The 19,330-nt window shown below is 54.3% G+C and carries 20 protein-coding genes; 17 read left to right on the top strand and 3 right to left on the bottom strand.

The annotated features are described in order from the left end of the window. Positions 1 to 140: 140 nt before the first annotated feature. A complete protein-coding gene (locus tag EDB94_RS01035) occupies positions 141 to 1,052 on the bottom strand; it encodes a replication initiation protein (protein WP_181259086.1) in 912 nt (303 codons plus the stop codon). A 533-nt stretch (positions 1,053 to 1,585) separates the two neighbouring features. On the opposite strand from EDB94_RS01035, the gene EDB94_RS01025 reads away from it, so the two are divergent. Further along, positions 1,586 to 3,295: a hypothetical protein gene (locus EDB94_RS01025; RefSeq protein ID WP_146162230.1), complete on the top strand. Its 1,710-nt coding sequence runs from the start codon at positions 1,586 to 1,588 to the stop codon at positions 3,293 to 3,295. Positions 3,296 to 3,413: 118 nt separating this feature from the next. On the opposite strand, the gene EDB94_RS20660 is transcribed toward EDB94_RS01025, so the two are convergent. Continuing rightward, positions 3,414 to 3,551, bottom strand: coding sequence for a hypothetical protein (locus EDB94_RS20660; protein ID WP_156484305.1), 138 nt, complete (start codon positions 3,549 to 3,551; stop codon positions 3,414 to 3,416). Positions 3,552 to 4,181: 630 nt separating this feature from the next. On the opposite strand from EDB94_RS20660, the gene EDB94_RS01020 reads away from it, so the two are divergent. The 13 genes from EDB94_RS01020 (at position 4,182) to EDB94_RS00965 (ending at position 13,551) form a co-directional block, all read left to right on the top strand. Then, a complete protein-coding gene (locus EDB94_RS01020) occupies positions 4,182 to 4,868 on the top strand; it encodes a hypothetical protein (protein ID WP_062787278.1) in 687 nt (228 codons plus the stop codon). A 184-nt stretch (positions 4,869 to 5,052) separates the two neighbouring features. Then, positions 5,053 to 5,466 (top strand): antirestriction protein, encoded by a 414-nt coding sequence (locus EDB94_RS01015; RefSeq protein WP_062787281.1) that lies wholly within the window; start codon positions 5,053 to 5,055, stop codon positions 5,464 to 5,466. Between the two features lie 256 nt (positions 5,467 to 5,722). Beyond that, entirely contained in the window at positions 5,723 to 6,073 is a 351-nt protein-coding gene (locus tag EDB94_RS20565; RefSeq protein ID WP_146162229.1) for a hypothetical protein, read from the top strand. Beyond that, on the top strand, positions 6,070 to 6,285 hold the full coding sequence (locus EDB94_RS01005; RefSeq protein WP_146162228.1) for a hypothetical protein: 216 nt from the start codon (positions 6,070 to 6,072) through the stop codon (positions 6,283 to 6,285). The genes EDB94_RS20565 and EDB94_RS01005 overlap by 4 nt, the downstream gene beginning before the upstream one ends. A 216-nt stretch (positions 6,286 to 6,501) precedes the next feature. Further along, positions 6,502 to 7,017, top strand: a complete 516-nt coding sequence (locus EDB94_RS01000; RefSeq protein WP_062787289.1) for a YbjQ family protein — start codon at positions 6,502 to 6,504, stop codon at positions 7,015 to 7,017. Positions 7,018 to 7,746: 729 nt separating this feature from the next. Next, positions 7,747 to 7,887, top strand: a complete 141-nt coding sequence (locus EDB94_RS20655) for a hypothetical protein (protein ID WP_156484316.1) — start codon at positions 7,747 to 7,749, stop codon at positions 7,885 to 7,887. 52 nt (positions 7,888 to 7,939) lie between these two features. Further along, entirely contained in the window at positions 7,940 to 8,146 is a 207-nt protein-coding gene (locus tag EDB94_RS00995) for a hypothetical protein (RefSeq protein WP_108019805.1), read from the top strand. Between the two features lie 114 nt (positions 8,147 to 8,260). Then, positions 8,261 to 8,677: an antirestriction protein gene (locus EDB94_RS00990; protein WP_062787272.1), complete on the top strand. Its 417-nt coding sequence runs from the start codon at positions 8,261 to 8,263 to the stop codon at positions 8,675 to 8,677. 55 nt (positions 8,678 to 8,732) lie between these two features. Beyond that, positions 8,733 to 10,349, top strand: a complete 1,617-nt coding sequence (locus EDB94_RS00985) for a DNA cytosine methyltransferase (protein ID WP_108019803.1) — start codon at positions 8,733 to 8,735, stop codon at positions 10,347 to 10,349. A 54-nt stretch (positions 10,350 to 10,403) separates the two neighbouring features. Continuing rightward, positions 10,404 to 10,652: a hypothetical protein gene (locus EDB94_RS00980; protein WP_108019801.1), complete on the top strand. Its 249-nt coding sequence runs from the start codon at positions 10,404 to 10,406 to the stop codon at positions 10,650 to 10,652. Between the two features lie 154 nt (positions 10,653 to 10,806). Further along, positions 10,807 to 11,601 (top strand): DUF4942 domain-containing protein, encoded by a 795-nt coding sequence (locus tag EDB94_RS00975; protein WP_108019799.1) that lies wholly within the window; start codon positions 10,807 to 10,809, stop codon positions 11,599 to 11,601. A gap of 682 nt (positions 11,602 to 12,283) precedes the next feature. Next, a complete protein-coding gene (locus EDB94_RS00970; RefSeq protein ID WP_062786997.1) occupies positions 12,284 to 13,147 on the top strand; it encodes an ArdC family protein in 864 nt (287 codons plus the stop codon). Between the two features lie 71 nt (positions 13,148 to 13,218). Beyond that, positions 13,219 to 13,551 (top strand): DUF3768 domain-containing protein, encoded by a 333-nt coding sequence (locus EDB94_RS00965; RefSeq protein WP_062786994.1) that lies wholly within the window; start codon positions 13,219 to 13,221, stop codon positions 13,549 to 13,551. 43 nt (positions 13,552 to 13,594) lie between these two features. On the opposite strand, the gene EDB94_RS00960 is transcribed toward EDB94_RS00965, so the two are convergent. Continuing rightward, entirely contained in the window at positions 13,595 to 13,885 is a 291-nt protein-coding gene (locus EDB94_RS00960; protein WP_062786991.1) for a hypothetical protein, read from the bottom strand. A 315-nt stretch (positions 13,886 to 14,200) separates the two neighbouring features. Between EDB94_RS00960 and EDB94_RS00955 the strand changes: the two genes are divergently transcribed. Genes EDB94_RS00955 through mobF form a run of 3 tightly spaced genes read left to right on the top strand, consistent with a single transcriptional unit; the run spans position 14,201 to position 19,326 of the window. Then, complete coding sequence (locus EDB94_RS00955) at positions 14,201 to 14,482, top strand: hypothetical protein (RefSeq protein WP_062786988.1); 282 nt, start codon at positions 14,201 to 14,203, stop codon at positions 14,480 to 14,482. Then, positions 14,483 to 16,330, top strand: coding sequence for a type IV conjugative transfer system coupling protein TraD (gene traD / locus EDB94_RS00950; protein ID WP_108019797.1), 1,848 nt, complete (start codon positions 14,483 to 14,485; stop codon positions 16,328 to 16,330). Next, on the top strand, positions 16,327 to 19,326 hold the full coding sequence (gene mobF / locus EDB94_RS00945) for a MobF family relaxase (protein ID WP_108019795.1): 3,000 nt from the start codon (positions 16,327 to 16,329) through the stop codon (positions 19,324 to 19,326). Before traD ends, mobF begins: the two co-directional genes overlap by 4 nt. The last annotated feature ends 4 nt before the right edge of the window (positions 19,327 to 19,330 follow it).

The raw sequence follows: 19,330 nt of genomic DNA, 5'->3' as shown, positions 1-19,330 counted from the left end.
TTAGCTGAATAGAACAGATGATCTCTAGAGTACAGATATAGCAAATTTGGATAGAAACCGCGTGGTTGAGCTATTTGGAGTAAATTCTATAGTTCATGAGACGAACTCTATTGATGAATTAATGGCCTGGAAGCCGAGATTCAGGCCCGTCTCTGGAGCTTCTGTGTGAAGGCGATGTACTCACGAGCGTCATTGAAAGTTACACCGTACCGCTTCTCGGTGTTGCGGGCGTCACGATATTCGCCTTCGGTACGATAGCCTGCCGCTTCCCATTCATACTCTACCTGTGGCGTAACCGGCTCCTCCACAGGGAGGGGTTGTGGTTCATCCAGGTCTAGCGTCTGCTGAGCCTTGTGGCGGAAATAGACCTCAAAGGCAATCACCTTCTTGCCGCGCTTTTCCGTACGGAACCACTTCTTGTCGTGTTTGATGATCTGGATATCAGTGTGAGCATCGATCAGCTTCAGCGCAGGTTCGATGACGTGGGTCCGCAGGTCTTTGAATCGGGGATAGCTGTTCTCAAGTCCCAGGAGCTCTTTGAACCAGCTGATTTCGAAAGTACGGTGCCCGACTTTACGGAATTGAACCAGCAGCTCGTAAACCCGGATGACGTTGAAGGACGGCAAATGCGTGACGTTGCGCAGTCCGTAGTCGGTGTACTGCTCCCGAAGGTTGACCAGGTGCTGCAAAAAGTCCGGATGAAACTCTAACTCTCCGTAGCCCTCGCCAGGGTTATATTCTTGCGTGATGACAAAGCGCCGACGGCGCCACCCGGCTTCAGTGCCCTTGGTGGCAGGGATGCGCTCAAAAAATTGTTTGTCCCAGGTGGAATCCAAGCCCTCACGAATCTGCTTGTAGGCGTTTTTGGTGCTGATACCGAACATGTCCGCGAACTCAGTTCCGTAAATCCGGAACTTGTTGGGAACGTCGTCAGTCATTGGCTTCACTTTGGAGACGCACAGAAGCAGGATCCTGTATTCCGTTGTCGTTAAACGGAATTTCGCCTCATTGAGCCGATTGGCTTTCCGTACCCGTTGAGTGAGCTGATCCACAAAAAACCCCTTTTTATAATCTTTTATACTGTACTACTTTTTCTCTTTTACTGCTTTTCGGAAGGTTTAACCATTTGTTTTAGAACGGAAAAAATAGCCAAAAAGGGAGAGTTTTATGGTCAAAGGGGAGACCAGTATGGCAAAGGGGGTAGAGGGTTATGGTTAACAAGGGGAGAGCAATATGGTGTCTGGGGAGAGCAATATGGTGAGGGGGAGGGAAATATGGCAGTTATCCACAAGTGGAAGATCCCTGCCATTTCGCAGCAAGTTCGAGGCATTTGTGAGCAAGGCATTCAGTGCCTGAGAGGCCTCAAAGTGTAAAGGGGAGAGATTTATGGTCGGTAAAGGGGAGAGATTTATGGCTGGACGTTGTTGGTGATCTCATCAGTTTCCGTACGGAAATTTCCCGATAATGATGGTTGTCCGACAGGTTAGCGTGGTCTCTGCCCTCCCCTGCCCCTGTGTTGGTATAGACTGGTCTGAGCGCCTGTCCGGTATTCATCAATTCATTCAATGCGGAATTTGTCTGTCGCGTGAGTTCAGAAACCAATAATCGCCCTGCCCTGAGCAAGCTACGAGTGCCCTTTGGTGAAAAGGATGGCCGCTTGTACCGTCCAGAGACTGTGGACCGGGGCAAGAAGTGCGGCTGCCATTGTCCTGAGTGCAAGGTTCCATTGATTGCGAAATGCAGTGTGGCTGGTCGCTTCTATTTTGCTCACCATCGCGGCGCCGAGTGCCCTGGTGGGTACGAAACCGCCCTGCACAAGATGGCCAAGCAGATCCTCCTGGATGCCGGTCGAGTGTGGTTGCCGGAGCGGGATGTGTTGCTCTCCTTTCCCCTGGTGTTCGGCGAAACACTATCGGAAACACTGCACTTCGACACGCGTGAGGTCCATTTCGTATCGGCCGTCTCTGAGAAACGGTTGGACAATGGTCTGACGCCTGACGTGACTGCCCTTCTGAAGAACGATGCTGAGTTGCATATTGAGATCCTGGTTACGCATGCCGTCGAGGAAAATAAGAGTCTGGCGATTGATAACGTTATGGAGATCGATCTTAGCTGGTTGTCGGAGGAAACCGTGCTGGATCCGGTCGCGCTGGAAGCTGAAGTGCTGAAATCAGCTCCCCGTTGGTGGCATCGGTGCTCATTGATTGACGAGCTGCCGAAGGTTCATGCCGTACGGGAAGCGCTGGAGGCCAGGGTACCGATCGAGATCAAACGCCTCGAACGGCAACGCGAACGGGAGGAAGCGGCCAAACGTAAGAAGGAGCGTGCGGCACAGCAGAAGGAGGAGCGTAGACAGGCCCTGATTCGTAAGAAAGCAGAAGCCCGAGAGCCGTTTGAGATTGCGTTAAGAAACCTGGAGCAAGTGGAATCCATGGGCTGGCTGACTCTGGGAGAGCGGCTGGCAGAACGTGCAAAGCCCCGGCTGGAAGAGATTGCACGGCGCTTGAGATTCGAGCCAGAGAAGTGGCCGACGTTCATGGATGTTAGTGTTCAACGGGAGTGGGTGTTCAAAGAAGATCGGCGACTCTGGCAAAGCGCGGTGTTTGAGTCTCTGATTCTGGATAAGGAACCGGGCTATATTTTCTCGGTGGCCCAGGCGCTGGCCTATGCCGAAAAAGCCGCCGGCGTTCGTGAATGGGCCTTGAAGCTGAGCCAACTCAAGCAGGCCCATCTGAAGCAGCCTTACAACCAACGCAAAGATTACGAGTTACGTGGGGTGTGGTTTTTGACCCCTGCCGAGAATAATGCCATCCGGTCGCCGTACGCGGTGGTTCTATCGTATCTCAAGAAACTGTGTAAGCGTGGCGTGCTTGCCGAAGAGCGTCCGGCCAAGACATTTCGGGTTTTGGCTTCCGGACCGGATATCTGGACGGCTCACGAAAAAGAGCAAAGACAGGTCAAGGCCAAGGCTGTCCGGGCGGAAAGAGGAAGAGCGACTTTGCAGGCGTTGCTGGGAGATATATTCCCGGAAGATGAAAAGTATCAGAAGGTTGAGCAGGAATGGCGGGCGCGCAGGGAAGACGTCACTCAGCGGCTCGATTACTCCGTCAACGATGCCAACGCCATTGCCGCTGCCGGTCATGAGACTGCGTTGTTCTGTCTGAGCTGCAAACGGCACCAGTTGCCGACACCCATAAACGAGTGTCCTGTTTGTTACAGTCATCGAGTTCGGGTGGTCGAGCTTACGGAGGATTATCTTCGCACCTTGCTGCACCGCCTCAAGTGCATGCCCTGAAAAGCTCTGTCAGAAGTTGGGCTCGGGGTTGAACCTGGATGTTGCCTCCCAGTGTTTGAGAAGGTTGTGGATTTGGATATTCAGTGCGATCCCTTCGGGCCGGGCTGCTCCGGGTTCGCTATTCGCTCATCCCGCCGTTGGCGGGACTGACGCCCTCCGTATCCCTATCGTTCTCGCCGTCCCGGCGACCAGGGCTGTGCCCTGAACCCTCTACCTGTTCGGCAACAGACTCTTCACCGCCGGTTGTCACCGGCACTTACGAGACTGTTTAACGCCTCTCTGTTCGCGGTCGTGAGCCTTCCAGGCCGTTGGCCCTCCAGGTTCACCACCGCAGTAGGATCCCCGCGCAGCGGGGCCCCCGGGTGTGGTCAACAGACGCTGGCGCGACTGTTAAGACGACCACACGAAGGCCAAGTGGCGCAGCCACCTGGCCGGAGGGGTTTCAGCTCCCGCAGCTCGATCCCGACCTTCCTTCATCCGTTATGCACCCTCAGCCACCGGACCAGCCCTGGCAAGGTCTACTCGCTGCGCTGCGTTCCACCTTGCCAGGGCTGGTCCGGTGGCTGCTTCGACGGGTGCGGATGAAGGGCGGTCGGGATCTACCAGGCAAGCGGGGGTCTGGTCGCATCACCAATAAGGCGCGGGCCGTTGGCCCGGCTGGTGTTTATGCCGGGCGCTGCCCGGACCCGGCGGAATCCGGACATTCAGGATCAGGGGTGAGGAGTCAACAAAATTGGAAAATTTCCGTACGGAAACTTTTGCTCAAAATCGGGTAAATCCCTTGATAATAACACCGTAACGGTGTTATTATATGTGGGTCGGTTAGGGAATCCACCACCACATTTTCCCGCCGATTTACCTTCGACTAGACAAGAGAGAGTAGGTTATGAGATCCGTTTCCCTTACTGACGCCCTGACCACCCGTGAAGCTTGGCTTCAGGCTTTCGAAGATCGCGAGGTCTATGTGAAGAATACCTTTGCCCATGTGCAGCGGTTCGGTATTCACGAGCACGATTTTAACCTGGCGATCACAGATCTCGGCTACGCCATGAAACGCGGCAAGGAGTGTCGGCGTTGGATTATCCATGGTCATAAATCCGCAGTGATCAGCATGCTGGCTATTGCCAACTGGAGTCTGCTGAAGCTCTTTGAAGTTCTGAGTGCGCTGGAGCTTGAAAGGGCAGAGTACCGGAAGCTACAGCCTCACCTGTCGGTTTCGGTGTATCACTTCCCGTCGAAGGAAATTTTCTCCCCAATGGCCTTGTCGGCCATGAATCCACTCGCAGGCTGGCCCCAAAAGTGGACTGTGCCTCACCTGGTTCGGTTGCTGGCTCGTGACCAGTCCTTGCGCGTTGTTTGCGAAGGTCAGACCACCGATGACTCGTTTCTGGACTCTGAGCGCAATTTCAACCGAGGCGAAGAGGTAGACCGGCTTGCGTTCATTCGTGACCTGGTTGAGGACGCCAAATCCTGGAGTGTCCGCCCAACAGCGGGAGGCCTGTCGGTCAGCCAGGGTTATCACGTGAGTTACTTTGTGGCGCTGTCCCATGTGACCGACGGGGCCTGTGCGTGAGGTTTTCTTGCCAGGCCCCGGGCTTGGCCGATTAATCCTGAAAATTTCCGTACGGAAATTCTCGCAGATACCGGTTCCAACAATGGAGAAAACGCCGGTTTGGCGTTGAGACAAACAAGTCGGCAAGGGATTCCACCACCACATTTTCCCTGCCGATTTGCCTTCGACTACAGGGAGATTTGCTATGTGTGTATCCAATCCAGTGATTGAGGTAACGGTTGTTGGTGATGATGAGCGCCTGGACACCTTGCCCACCTATTTTGGTGATCGGTTCCTTGAGGCTGAGAATGCGATTTTTGCGTACATGCGTCATCTTTGCGAAAACTACAGCGGCGGCTACTGGACGTTTTATGAAACCACGAACGGTGCCTTTTTCATGGCGCCGGATATTGAGGGCACGGTAAGGGTAAGTAATCCTGGCAATGGGGCGGAAGCTGAGGTGAGTTGGCAAGCGGCGGGGTTGATCGCCTGTGTTTTTGCCGTTAATCACTGTGTTTGGACCTATCGCACTGACCAATTTGGTGAGCAGTACGACCGGTTGATGGCGTACGTCTACGATCATCCGGAATCCTGGGACATCTTGCTGTTGATTGATTAACCTGGAACGAGCATCGGCGCTGAGGGGCCCGAATTTCCGTACGGAAATTTCAGGAACTGCGCTCTTGGCAGGTACAGTTTACGCGTTCAGAGATATCGTTATGGTTACGTTTCAGGGAATGTCGCTTGCGCTCTTGTTCCTGATCCGTGGGGGAGGGGAGAGGTGGCCCTGCAAGCCACCACGCTCAACAGGGCCGGTGTCCCTTCGACTAGAAAGAGAACGAAATCATTATGACTGTATCGCCCGGGAGGCACAAGTGAGTGAAAACGCGAAGAAACGGTGGGGACGGGGAGCCCCGGTGCACCCCACCGACGCCAACATTGTGTCGACGTGGCGGCGGCTGATGACTGACGGAGGAGCTTTGCCATTGTCAGATGCTTTGAAAAGCTTGAACCAGGACCTTGGCACGAACTACAGACATGATCGGATCACCGCCTGGGAGCAAGCGCTTGGCGGCAGAAAGCCGAATGTCCAGGTATACGAGTACATGTTGTCTGTCGTGATACCGCTTTTGCTTGAGCAGTGGAAGCGTGGGGAAATCAATGAAGGGGATATAGTCGCAGCGGTGGCTTTGCCGCGCACTGATTCAGAGGTAAGGGGAGAATGATGGAAGCAATGGAGTTGCCGGATCTGTTCGATGTTTCAGAGGAACAACCTGAGCGTCTAGCGCATATTGTTGAACACTACGCGGCGCTTCTGGATGTGGGCGACCGGGATGGCTACCAGGTGTGCGCCGAGTTTTTGGGGGCGGTCGAAAGGGTAGGGTATACCTTCTCTTACGGGCTTGATGGTGTACCTTATGGCTTGAGATTGCTCTGATCCGGAAGGACAGAGGTTGTGCTTCCACCCAAAACAGGAGAGTCGACTATGGCAACAACAATGTTCTTTGAAGAAACCATTCGAGACCAGGGCGACAAGGAAGCGATGGATGTTGAGCTTTACCATGGGTTCGTGGACTAAAGTTGGAAGAATCATAGACTTCGAGCGACTGGGCCTGTGTTCAGTTACGGCTCTTTCTCGTTAAGGGGTGGGGTAGTGGGAAAAGTTTGCCTGAAGTGTGACTACGAGCGTAAGCCGGAGGACCGAGCGCCGGACTGGCAGTGTCCGAATTGTGAGGCGGTTTACAGCAAGATCGAGGAGGCGGTTAAGAAGGGGATTGATGTCAAGAAACCCCAGATGACGCCCAAGCGGGAGCTCTCTGAAAGGTTGTCGACGATGATTGTCACGACCACGCCGACACTTCCAGGAGCCGAGGTAGACAAGGTGCTCGGAATTGTCGCAGGCGATAGCACCTATGCGTTCAGTTCAATTAATGAATTCTTTGGAAGCATTGGACGAGCGGTTGCCGGCTCCGGGCAGAGTTATGGCACCGAGTCTCACCTGGTTCGCTGTCGGGAAGAGGCTTTGAAACGACTGCGGTTTAATGCAGCGAATCTGGGCGCTGATGCCGTGATCGGTGTTTCAGTTAACGTTGTCGAGTTCAGTGGTGCTACGGATAACGGGGTTGTGGTGATATCCGCCACGGGCACGGCTGTTAAGGTTGTAGGCTGAGCCAATCGTTTTTGAGAGTTTCCGTACGGAAATTTCGGTATCTGATGTTCAAATCTGTGGGGTCAGACGATCCCTGCGGGCCGGGCTGCTCCGGGTTCGCTATTCGCTCATCCCGCCGTTGGCGGGACTGACGCCCTCCGTATCCCTATCGTTTCCGACCTCCGGCCGGGCAGGCCGCTGAGCGGCCCGCAGTAGGATCCCCGCGCAGCGGGGCCCCGGGTGTGGTCAACAGACGCTGGCGCGACTGTTAAGACGACCACGCGAAGGCCAAGTGGCGCAGCCACCTGGCCGGAGGGGGTTCAGCTCCCGCAGCTCGATCCCGACCTTCCTTCATCCGTTATGCACCCTCAGCCACCGGACCAGCCCTGGCAAGGTCTACTCGCTGCGCTGCGTTCCACCTTGCCAGGGCCGGCCCGGCGTCTGCTTCGACGGGTGCGGATGAAGGGCGGTCGGGATCTACCAGGCAGGCGGGGGTCTGGTCGCATCACCAATAAGGCGCGGGCCGTTGGCCCGGCTGGTGTTTATGCCGGGCGCCGCCCGGACCCGGCGGAATCCGGACATTCAGGATCAGGGGTGGTAAATCAAGCCATTGGTGTTTAAAAAAGAGCCTTATTTATTTACTTAAATGTTTACCCAAATGTTTATTTTTGCTATTATTTACAGGTGGTTAGCGGAAGTTGTTAGCCGCCACGCTCGCCGGTGATTCGAGGCGATTTAGGAGTAATAACAATGGAAAAATCCAAGCTGCAACTGATCGCAAAATATGCCAAGTGGATTGCTGGCATTTTGCTGTTTGCGATTGCTATGGGTGCCGATGTGGATTTTCGCTTTACGTCCGCGGATTGGACGATAGAGCTTCACATTAAGTAACCCTGCCGGGGAGGTTCTGCCTCCCCGTTTTTCTTGGAACAAGGAGCGCAAAATGAAAGCAGGACTGATGTGGTTTTGCATGGTGTTGATCGGGGTTCTCGGCTTGTCAAAGCTGGATATGAGGGTGTCCCTTGGCGATCCCTCTAACTATTTTCACATGGAGTTTCCCCGTGCCCTGGAGCGGCCCTGGCTGGTCTTGGATATTGGGCAGAAACCAGGTGATGAGGTGGCCACAGAATGCGGTGAATTTTCCGTTTAAATATATACTCAAATGTTTACATTATGACGGGATATTGATACTATAAACATGCGGTCAACGAAGGTTGGCCGTCACGTTCGCCGGTGCTTCGAGGCGAGTTAGAAGGACATTCAGATGGTAGATACCCTCTCTCCGGTCGTGACAGCGACCAAGCTCACCGGCCACAGCCGTATGTGTGCCATTCCTCGTTATTTTTCTGCCTATATGGGAGCCGTAGAGCCGGCCATTTACTCGGTCATGGGTGAATGGTGTGGCGATTACACCGGCGCTTACTGGCATTTCTTCAAGCTCTCCAATGGAGGCTTTTTCATGGCTCCAGACCTGCAAGAGCCCATCGAGCTTCAGAACGTTCAGAACTATGCCTCCGAGAAGGTAAGCCAAGAGGCAGCCGGAATCGCGCTGTGTCTGGTGGCATACAACCGTTTGGTCTGGAAGTACCGAGATCCTGTTTTCGATTCGGCGTTTCACAAGCTGCGGGAATACGCACTTGAGCACCGGGAAATGGAAAGCATTTTCAGGCTGATCGACTGACAGGCGCGACCGGCGGCATTGCCGCCGGTTTCTCAGGACTCCAGAGGATACGGTTATGCAAATTCAGGGAAACGAATACGAAATCCGGCATTTTCACTTTTGCTGTGGCTTGGGTGGCGGTGCCAAGGGCATGAACGAGGCGCGCCCCAAGGTTGGTCGCTTGCAGGGGCACTTTCGCTGCCTTGGGGGTATCGATATCGATGCAGGCGCTCTGAAGGACTTTGAGCGGCTGGCAGGGGCTAAAGGAACGCTGATGGACCTATTCAGCCGGGACCAGTACGAGGACTTTCACGGTCGCACTCCTCCTGCTGATTGGGCTGAGGCGACACCGTTTGACATCCAGCGGGCAGCTGGAGGGGAGCGGCCGCATATCGTTTTTATTTCTGCACCGTGTAAGGGGCTGTCCGGCCTGTTGTCAGAGACATTAAGCAAAACAACGAAATATCAGGCTCTTAATCGGCTCACGCTTCGCTGTGTCTGGCTGATGGCGGAAGCCTGGTCTGACGATCCCCCCGAACTGATTATTTTCGAGAACGTGCCGCGGATTGCTTCCCGGGGTAGGGCGCTGCTCGATCAGATTGTTTCGCTGCTCCGAACCTATGGCTACGCCGTGGCGGAAACCGCGCATGACTGCGGTGAAATTGGCGGCTTCGCGCAGTCGCGCAAGCGCTTTTTATTGGTCGCTCGACATCAAGTTAAGGTGCCGCCGTTCCTGTACGAGCCGACCCGGAAACGGTTACGCGGCGTTGGTGAGGTTCTGAGTCAGATGCCTGCACCGGGTGATCCCGAAGCGGGGCCGATGCACCGGGTGCCTTCCCTTCAGTGGAAAACTTGGGTGCGGTTGGCCTTCGTTGAGGCTGGTAAGGATTGGCGCTCACTTAACCGACTGGCTGTAGAGGATGGATTTTTAAAGGATTTCGCCATCGAACGCGTGGAAGGGGAGAGATTTATGGTCGCTTCTCCCGGCTTCAGTGGCGCCAATTACAGCCAATTTGGGGTAATTGACTGGCAGGAAACGGCGGGTGTGGTGACGGGCCAACGGTCGCCGGGGCAGGGACGGTTTTCTGTCGCGGACCCGAGACCGATGGAACACACACGTTGGAAAGGCGGCAAATACCGAGTAACCCGGTTTGATGAGCCTGCCGGGGCGGTGATCGCCGCCAGTACAACCGGTAATGGCGCGTTTGCAGTGGCTGACCCACGCCCTGGTTTTCGGCGCAAGGCCGGAGACAGCTACCTGACCGCAGGGCATTACGGGGTGATTGATTGGACGGCGCCAACGGGTGCTGTGTCATCGTCCGCTGGACATGACAACGGTAAGTGGTCGGTAGCAGACCCGCGTTTACCGGAAACCTCAGACCGACTGGTGACCTGTATTGAAGCGGAGGACGGCACTTGGCACCGACCGTTCACCACGCTGGAGCTTGCTGCACTGCAAAGCCTGATCGAGCCAGAAGAGGTTATTACTTTGTCTGGGGGGTCTGATTCAGATTGGCGGGAGCGTATCGGCAACGCGGTACCGGCGCAGGCCGCAAAGGCTATCGCCGAGGTGATGGGCGAAACGCTGTTGCTGGCTTGGTCTGGCGAAACGTTTGTTCTGGGGTCAACGCCGATCTGGGTTCGCCCGGTGGCGCTGGCGTTGTCGGTCGATCAGTCAGGGGTTCCAGCCTGATCCATCTGAGGGAACCAGGGCCCGGCTAACGCCGGGCCTGATCAAGGAGGCGTCATGGATACGTTGATATATCTGGATAGCATTGAGGGCTTGGCCGACTACGAGCGATTTTCAGTCGAGCGTGATTCGGCTGTGCCGTTCTGGGTGGTGGTGGGTTGGAAACGGAAGGAACGTACCAAGCTTGCCGAGTTTATTACTTGTCGTCATGCACTGTTGTTCCGAGCGCTGTGTGAATCAACCGCAGCGTTCCGCCAGATCGCCACAGACGCCCGGAAGGGGAGGGGGTCATTGTGTGTCGCGTAATGATAGAAAATCGTGCCACAGCACTCGTGAGGGCGTTTGAGGGCGGTCAGGCTGTGTGCCTAGGTCGGTTGTCCACTCTGGAACTTCGGCTGACGCTTTTGGCAGCCAAAAGGATCGCAATTCGGCGCCGGTTGTTGCGACAGGGGGATGGACTATGAGCAGGGACAATTTACCGGTTCGCCGGATGACAGTTGAACAGCAGATTGAACATCGGCAGCGCTGCCTGGTCCTGGTGGACCAGGCATTAACCGCATTGCGCGAGGCCGATGAGTTATTTCGGGTGGCCACGGGTAATGCACATGGCTTCTTGCTGTTGTGCTCCTCTGAGCATCGCAGGCTGAGTTTTCCTGAGCGGCATTCGTCATTTCTTGAGGCGGTGACGAAACGTTTTGATCAGGACGCGTGGCTGTATTTGATGGAGGCAACCGGGCTGCGTGCATTAATGGATCATGAAGCCGTGGAGAGCTTCCGGAAAGCCCTTGAAACGGATCCTCCGGCATTGGATGGGGATGTCGTTGGGGCAACGTTCAAGCAATTCTATGAGGATCGGGAGAAGACTTTTCGTCGTGGGATCGTGAACGTGTTTAAAGGATTGGTTCGGCCCAAGTATCGGTCTCACGATTCGTTCAAAATTGGCCGGCGCGTCATTCTGACGGGAGCGCTCTCGGAGGTTAGCCGGTATGTGAAAAGGCGCTCTGAGCTTGCCGATATTGAGCGGATTTTTTACGTGGTGGATCACCAGCCCCTGCCTGACCCTCAATACGACGCGGCCGCGAGGATTCACATGGCGCAGTCGAAACATGAAACACGCTGTCAGACCGACTATTTCGAGTTGCGGTGGTTTAATAATGGCAATGTTCATGTCTGGTTTACGAGACCGGATCTGGTAGACCGTGTGAACACGCTGATTGCAGACCATTATGGGGAGAGTTTGCCAGGTCAGCGGTGATCGAGATTGAAGTTCATTGGCGATCCCTGCGGGCCGGGCTGCTCCGGGTTCGCTAATCGCTCATCCCGCCGTTGGCGGGACTGGCGCCCTCCGTATCCCTATCGCTTCCGACCTCCGGCCGGGCAGGCCGCTGAGCGGCCCGCAGTAGGATCGCCGCGCAGCGGGGCCCCGGGTGTGGTCAACAGACGCTGGCGCGACTGTTAAGACGACCACACGAAGGCCAAGTGGCGCAGCCACCTGGCCGGAGGGGGTTCAGCTCCCGCAGTTCGATCCCGACCTTCCTTCATCCGTTATGCACCCTCAGCCACCGGACCAGCCCTGGCAAGGTCTACTCGCTGCGCTGCGTTCCACCTTGCCAGGGCCGGCCCGGCGTCTGCTTCGACGGGTGCGGATGAAGGGCGGTCGGGATCTACCAGGCAAGCGGGGGTCTGGTCGCATCACCAATAAGGCGCGGGCCGTTGGCCCGGCTGGTGTTTATGCCGGGCGCTGCCCGGACCCGGCGGAATCCGGACATTCAGGATCAGGGGTGGGAAATCAAGCCTTTGGTGTTCAAAAAAAGCCTTATTTATTTGCTTAAATGTTTACCCAAATGTTTATTTTTGCTATTATTTACTCATGGTTTAGACGTTAGGTCAGCCATCACGTTCGCCGGTGTATCGAGGCGAGTTAGGAGACTCCCATCATGAAAAAAGATCTTTACGCAGAAATCACCTCTGAATTTTTGGTTGCTCTGAAAGAAGGCGTTAAGCCTTGGGTTTGCCCGTGGGAAAAACGCGGGATGCTGGCGCTTCCGGTCAACATGACTACAGGGAATCCCTACAGCGGAATCAATGTGCTGTTGTTGGCGATGCGAAGCTACCAGGCCGGGTTTACCAGTAACGAGTGGGTGACCTTCAAGCAGGCTAAAGCCAGTGGCGCAACGGTTCGAAAAGGGGAGAAGGGAACGCGTTGTGTGTTCTTCAAGCCAGTAGAGAAAAACGTGGTCAATGAAAACGGCGAGACGGAAACCGAAGCCTATACAGTGATTAACTCGTTTACGGTATTCAATCGGGATCAACTCGACGGTATCGAAAAGCCGGCTGTAGAACCTACCTGGGCGCCTATCGCAGACGCGGAAGCCCTATGCGAAGCATTTGACTGTGTGACAGTTCATGGAGGTGATAGCGCCCATTACATCCCGTCAGTGGATCGTATCCACATGCCAGAACGCGAGCAGTTCGCTAAGGGCGAGGATTATTACGCCACACGTCTGCATGAAATGGCGCACGCGACCGGGCATAAATCACGACTGAATCGGGAGCTGATCGGCAAGTTCGGATCAGACGCCTATGCCTTTGAAGAACTGGTAGCCGAGTTTACGTCCTGGATGGTTTGCAGCCGTATCGGTCTGGAAGGGGAGATGCAGCACAAAAGTTACCTGGCACACTGGATTCGGATTCTGGACTTCGACAAGAAAGCGCTGTTTAAAGCCGCGTCTCTGGCTCAAAAAGCCCATAACTATATGTTGGCTCGCCTGGAGGACGCACAGCAGGATCAAGCCGCATAGATCACAGGGCCCCGCCGGGGCCCTTTTCATGTTCGCCGGTAAACCGTGGCGAGTTAAAGGGAGCAAAGATCATGAAACATTTTGAGCTTGTCTCTAGAACCAACGATATTTTTCGTAAGACCCTGGCGCGCCGCCTGGGTGTGGTAGCCATAAGCCGTAGGGTGCGAGTTTTACCCGCAGACCGGAAAAGGGAGCTGTTTAACCTGATACGAGGGGAGCACAGTTTTTCTGTGGCGGCCGCTGTTGATTATCACGATGTCGGTGTTGTTCACCTGGACCGGGATCAATATGTTTTCAGGATTGAATACCGGGAGAAGGGCAGTGGGGAAAGGATCCCTGTGAACCAGGTGCATCCGGATCGCTGCTTTCGCGTCCTAAAAATTCTGCATACCTATGAAGCTTGACGGGTTGACCGAGGGGAGGCCGGCGGCCTCCCTGGTCAACTGATCAGGCTCTTTCCATTTCCCCTGTTGCTGGTTGCCCAGTTGCTGGTTGGGTGTCGCCAGAGAATTTCGGCTGCGCCCGTTTCATTTTCGAAATTTCCTTTTCACCCTTCTGCACAGCCTCTTCGATTGCGTCTCGGATGATCAGACTCAAGTCAAAACTCAGTTCCTGGTCAATTTCCTGTATTTGATCCCGCAGGTGATCTGCCCGATTTTTCAGAGAGCGGGGAACCTTGGCCGAGACGGTTACAGAGTCTTCCCTGGTTTTTGCAAACACGGATCCTTTCAAAGCCATATCTAGCCTCTTTTGTTTACCAATGGTTTACCAGATAGCGCCCCGGTCCCGAAGGAAAACGGCCAGGCCGTAAAAGCCGGCGGTTGGGGGGGCTGCCTGGACCTCAGCGGCCTGCTGCCGCCCGGTTTTTCTCACACCCTACGCAGCTTACGCTGCAATGCTTCAGGCCTTGTGCCACAAGGCCTTCAGCGTATGCGCTATGCAGCGCATACGGTATACACACCTCTTGCCCTCACCAATTGGCGCAAGGCCTAGCGCGCATACGGAAAACATATTATTATATGAAAACAAATAAATCTATATGGAGCGGCAAGGATGAGGGCGGTATCCATTCGAGTGTCCGAGGACACCATTACCTTTGTTAAGCAGGAAGCTCGGCGTCGGGGTATCAGCACCGAGTCTGAAATGTGGCGAATCATCATTGAGCGTGGCATTGCCGCCACGGAAGGGGCCAACGGGAAATTGGATGCCCTTCTAAAGATAGGAGTGCAGACGCTGTGCCTCTCCCAGCGCGTTGCTGGTGTTCACGAAGAATCACTTATTAATGCGGCCCGGGAGGATTCGATAGCCATCCTGGAAAAGATGGGGGTGTTGTAGATGAGCATTTTCCGGGGTTCAGGAGTAGGTAATTTCACTCGTGGTGGTCAAACCACCATCCATTATTTCCGAATGATTTGGCAGGTAGTCGTTCAGTTCTCAAGAGCCTGTCTGGTTTTATTTATTGCAGCGGTTGCGATCACTTATTGGATCAAGACGGACCCGATTGAGAGATCCATAGCTATCGGATATGCCGAGGCCTACGTCAAACACGAAGGTCTGAAACTGGAGGATTCAACTGTTTCTATTACTTACCCGGATGGGCGCGATCGGGTTATCCCGGCGGCGGGGTATCTGAGGAATTCCGGGGTACAGGAGATTGTTGGTAGGAGCTATACCGCACTGTTGTTTGGCGTGGTGACTGGTTTGGTGTCACTGGTGATCTTTAGTGCGCTGGTTTTCCGATTTCTCAACTCGACCGGTAAAGGCTTCTCAGATGAGGAGTTTGTCCGGGGAGGCAAACTGGTTGATGCAAAGGAACTTGGTAAGACCGTGAAACGCACCACGAAAACCGCAGGGCTGAAGATGGCGGGTATACCAATTCCGAAAGATTCAGAGCCTGCTCATTTCTTGGTAGTTGGGGCTCCTGGCACCGGGAAGTCAGAGACGTATAAAGAAATGCTGAGCGAGTTCAGGCGGCGCGGCGAGCGGGCGGTTGTTTATGACCCAGCGGGGGATATGGTTTCCCACTTCTTTCGTGAAGGCCAGGATGTGATTCTGAGTCCTTTTGATGCGCGTGGTCGGTCCTGGAATCTGTGGGGCGAGTGCAAAGAAGAGTATGAATTCGATCAGCTGGCTGCATCCTTCATTCCCGAGCAAAAGTCCAACGACCCGTTCTGGACGCAGGCCGCAAGATTGGTATTTTCGGCAATGGCAAGGAAGCTTGCGGATCACCCGCAACGCTCTAATCGGCTGTTTGTAGACAAAATCCTCAATGCTTCTCTGGAAGAGATCATTGGGTATCTTAAGGGTACTGAAGGGGCGGCCATACTCGCGGAGGGCGCAGAAAAAATGGCCGCGTCGGTAAGGGCGGTTCTGGCAACGTATGTGCGATCTCTGAAGTACCTGCAAGACTCTGACGATCCCTTTTCGATCAAAGACTGGGTAAAGAATGACGGCGTCGATCAGTGGATCTTCATTACCAGGAAAGACGACCAAAAAGAGGTTGTTCGTCCCCTGATTACGGCATGGTTGGACACGGCGTCCTCGGCCATTATGTCAATGAAACCCTGCCGAGACAGGCGTATCTGGCTGATGATCGATGAGTTGCCCAGTTTGAACCGGCTGCCCTCGCTGACCGATACCTTGGCTCAATCCAGGAAGTTTGGCGGCTGCGGTGTTTTAGGGGTTCAGTCATACCCTCAATTGGTTGGTATTTATGGTCGGGACGATGCCGATGCCCTGGTGGGCATGTGCTCCACCTGGGCAGTATTTCGGTTCAATGAGGACCGTTCTGCAAAGTGGGCGAGTAACGGGCTGGGGGCCACGGAGCAGCTTGAAACGAATGAAGGCATATCTTATGGCGTAAACGATATCCGAGACGGTGTATCCCTTTCGCGCCAGCGGCAGCTAAGACCCATTGTGTTGCCGACGGAAATTTTATTCCTCCCTGACCTGCATGGCTATTTGAAGTTAGGGCGAAGTTTTCCTGTGGCTAAGTTTGTGCTCAAACGAAAAGAACTGAAGCGGCGGGTGGAGGGTTTTGTTGATCGGAAACTGAACGTGGAAGAAGTGATTGTCGATGAAGATCTTCACGGCGATGCCGACGTTTCCATTGATGGAAAAACCGAGGTGGAGCAAACCCCTGATCAAATGGCGTTGAAGTACCGGGATGGAGCCATTCTATGATCAGCATCAAAGCGATTGGTAGCGCGAAGGTGGCGAGCAGCTACTACAAGGATGCGGATTACTATAGCCGCGATGAAAACGGGGAGAAAGAGTCAATTCCGACCCAGTGGTTTGGAAATGGAGCGGCCTTGATGGGCCTGAGTGGTCCCGTGGACATGAAGGTATTTGAGAATGCGCTAGAAGGCCGATTGCCTACAGGGGATACCCTGGGCAGGGCTAACGGCAAAGGCGGCATTGAGCATAAGAAGGGCTGGGACTTTACGCTTTCTGCTCCCAAGTCGGTATCAATCATGGCGTTGGCCGGTGGCGACGAGCGGTTGATTAAGGCTCATCAGGAATCAGTTAAAGCAGCGCTGGGTTACCTGGAGAAGAACCTGGTGGGCGGCCGGAAAAGTGAGAATGGCGTGACGCGGTTTGTTCGCACTGAAAACATGGCTGCGGCCATGTTTACCCATTCGACTTCACGGGCATTGGACCCTCAGTTGCACACTCATAGCGTCATTCTTAATGCGACCCTCCGGGATGACGCACAGTGGCGCTCTATCGAAAGCGGTCGCATGTACGATAACTCCATGCTTATTGGTCAGATTTACCGTTCAGAACTGGCGATGAAAGCGACCGAGTTAGGTTATACCGTGGTTCCGGGTAAAAAAGGCACGTTCGAGCTTAAAGAGGTTAGCCAGGAGCTCCGGGGCTTGTTCTCGAAGCGCCGAAAAGACATTGAAGCTGCCGCAAAGGAGCGCGGGTTGGAAGGCGCTAAGGCGATGGATCGAGCGTCGTTGATGACCCGCGATAGCAAGAAAACGGCGACGAAAGAGGTTCTCTTGGAGCGCTGGTCTAGGGAGTTGAAAGAGGCCGGATTAACACTCCCGGCTATCCCGTTGAAGCGGATTGAGCGGGACAAAGAGCACGAGAATGCTGATTCCGGCAAGTCTCAACCAGCCCAGCCCAAAGGCAAGGATTCAACGACACCTGGTCCAGATCGGGTAAAGATTGATCCGGAAGTTCAACCACGGAACGACACGGCGCCTGGGGGGGCAGTCGATGGGAGGGAGACAGGGCCACAGGATCGAAACTCGCCTCAAGGGGAAGGTCGCGGCGAAAAGGTGTTTAAAGGCGAGTCCGCGAGAGATGATGTGATATTTGCCTACAGGAAACTCGCGGAGAGAGAGGCCGTGTTCTCTGAGAAAGAATTGCTGAAGACGACGATGAGTACAGCAGTTGGACGGCACAGCTTTCAAGCAGTAAATAGCGCTATTTCTGGCTTGAAAGAGGCCAAGATCTTACTGCCGGCGGTGGGGGTTAATGATAAGGAGGCTGATTATCTCACGACCCCTCAGGCGTTGAAAAAGGAACGTTACATCGTAGACCTGGTGAAGACCGGGCAGGGTGAGCTGAGGCCTATTGCTGGAAAGTCGGCGATCAAGGACTTCACTGCAAAGTTGGGCATGACGAAAGGCCAGCTTGACGGAGTTCAGACGATCGTTGGGACTAGAGATCGGGTGGTTGGGGTGCAAGGCTACGCTGGTACCGGCAAAACCTACATGCTCCAGGCTGTGAAAGATATTGGTGAGCACCGGGGATATAAGGTGCGAGGTTTTGCGATGACTGGGGCGGCCGCCGAAGAACTGCAAAAGGGGGCAGGCATTCAGAGCCAGACCATTGCCAGTCACCTCTACGCCCTGGCAAATGGTGAAAAGGACTCCCAAGGCGGTATCGGCAAAAATAACAAAGAGATCTGGGTGATCGATGAGGCCTCATTGATAAATTCATCTCAAATGGCAGACCTTCTTACCTTCAGCAGGAAGACCGGTGCCAGAGTGGCCCTGGTTGGGGACAAGGCGCAAATTGGAGCCATTGAGTGGGGTAAGCCGTTCAATCAGCTTCAGCGAGGCGGAATGAAAACCGCCGTCATGAACGAAATTCAGCGCCAGAAGGGGAACCCGGTTTTGCTCAGCGCTGTGAAGGATAGTGTGGTTGGTGATGCGGCGAAGGCGCTCAAAAAGATTGATGGCCGAGTGGTTGAAGAGGCTGATAAAGCACAGCGTTTAAATAAGATAGTCGATCAGTATGTTGCTCGATCTCAGGGCGACCGTGCAGATACCCTCTTGATGATCCCAGACAATGAAACAAGAGGTGAGGTGAACCAGAGGATCCGGGAAGGCCTGCAACAGAGGGGTGAGCTGAACGCCGATTCAGCTTCGTTTTCGGTGATGGTCAGTCGTGGGCTCACCAGGGTCGAAAAAGGGAGTGTGCGAGGCTATACGGCCGGAGATTATGTTGAATTTTCTAAAGCCTTTAAGACGCTTGGAGTGGAAAAAAATGAACGGGTGAAGATCCTGCGTGTAGATGGCCAGAAAGTAGTATTTGAACGAGAGAATGGCCAGGTAGTTGATTGGAGACCTGATAAAGTAGCGGGCAGGGCAAAGCACGGCGTTGAAGTTTACCGTGAGGATGAGAAGAAGCTGGCTGAGGGTGATCAGATACAGTGGCGGAAAACCGATAAAGACCTCGACTTGAAAAACGGGCTGAAAGGCGAAGTGCTTAAAATTGAGGGCGACACGGCTACGGTCCGTTTCAAGGATGGGCGCGTCATTGATTTGAACATGAAGGATCAGAGGCACTGGGATCATGGCTACGCGTCTACTATTTTCTCGGCTCAAGGTCAGACATATCGGGACGCCATTGTTCTAGCAGAGAGCTGGCGCCGGAATCTGATAAACCAGAAAACGTTTTATGTGGCGTTGTCGCGGGCAAAAGAGAACGCCTATGTGTATACCGATGACAAGTCAAAGCTAATTCGGGGGATTGAGGAGAGAACCGGAGAAAAGACCAGCGCCCTAGAGGGCCGCCGGATTAGCGTTGAAAAGCTCTTCGCGAGTGATGGCCTTATTAAAGAAACTCGACTGGAGAAAGCGACCAATGTGGTCAAAGAGGCCGTTAACAAAGCGGTTGAGAAGATTCGGGGCGGCCCTTCTAAGGATATGTCCTTGTAACAAA

Origin of the sequence: Marinobacter sp. 3-2 (genome assembly GCF_003751355.1) — a bacterium.
Classification (GTDB): Bacteria; Pseudomonadota; Gammaproteobacteria; order Pseudomonadales; family Oleiphilaceae; genus Marinobacter; species Marinobacter adhaerens.
Note: the sequence above shows the minus strand (reverse complement) of the source record. Positions and strands in the feature narration are given on the sequence as shown.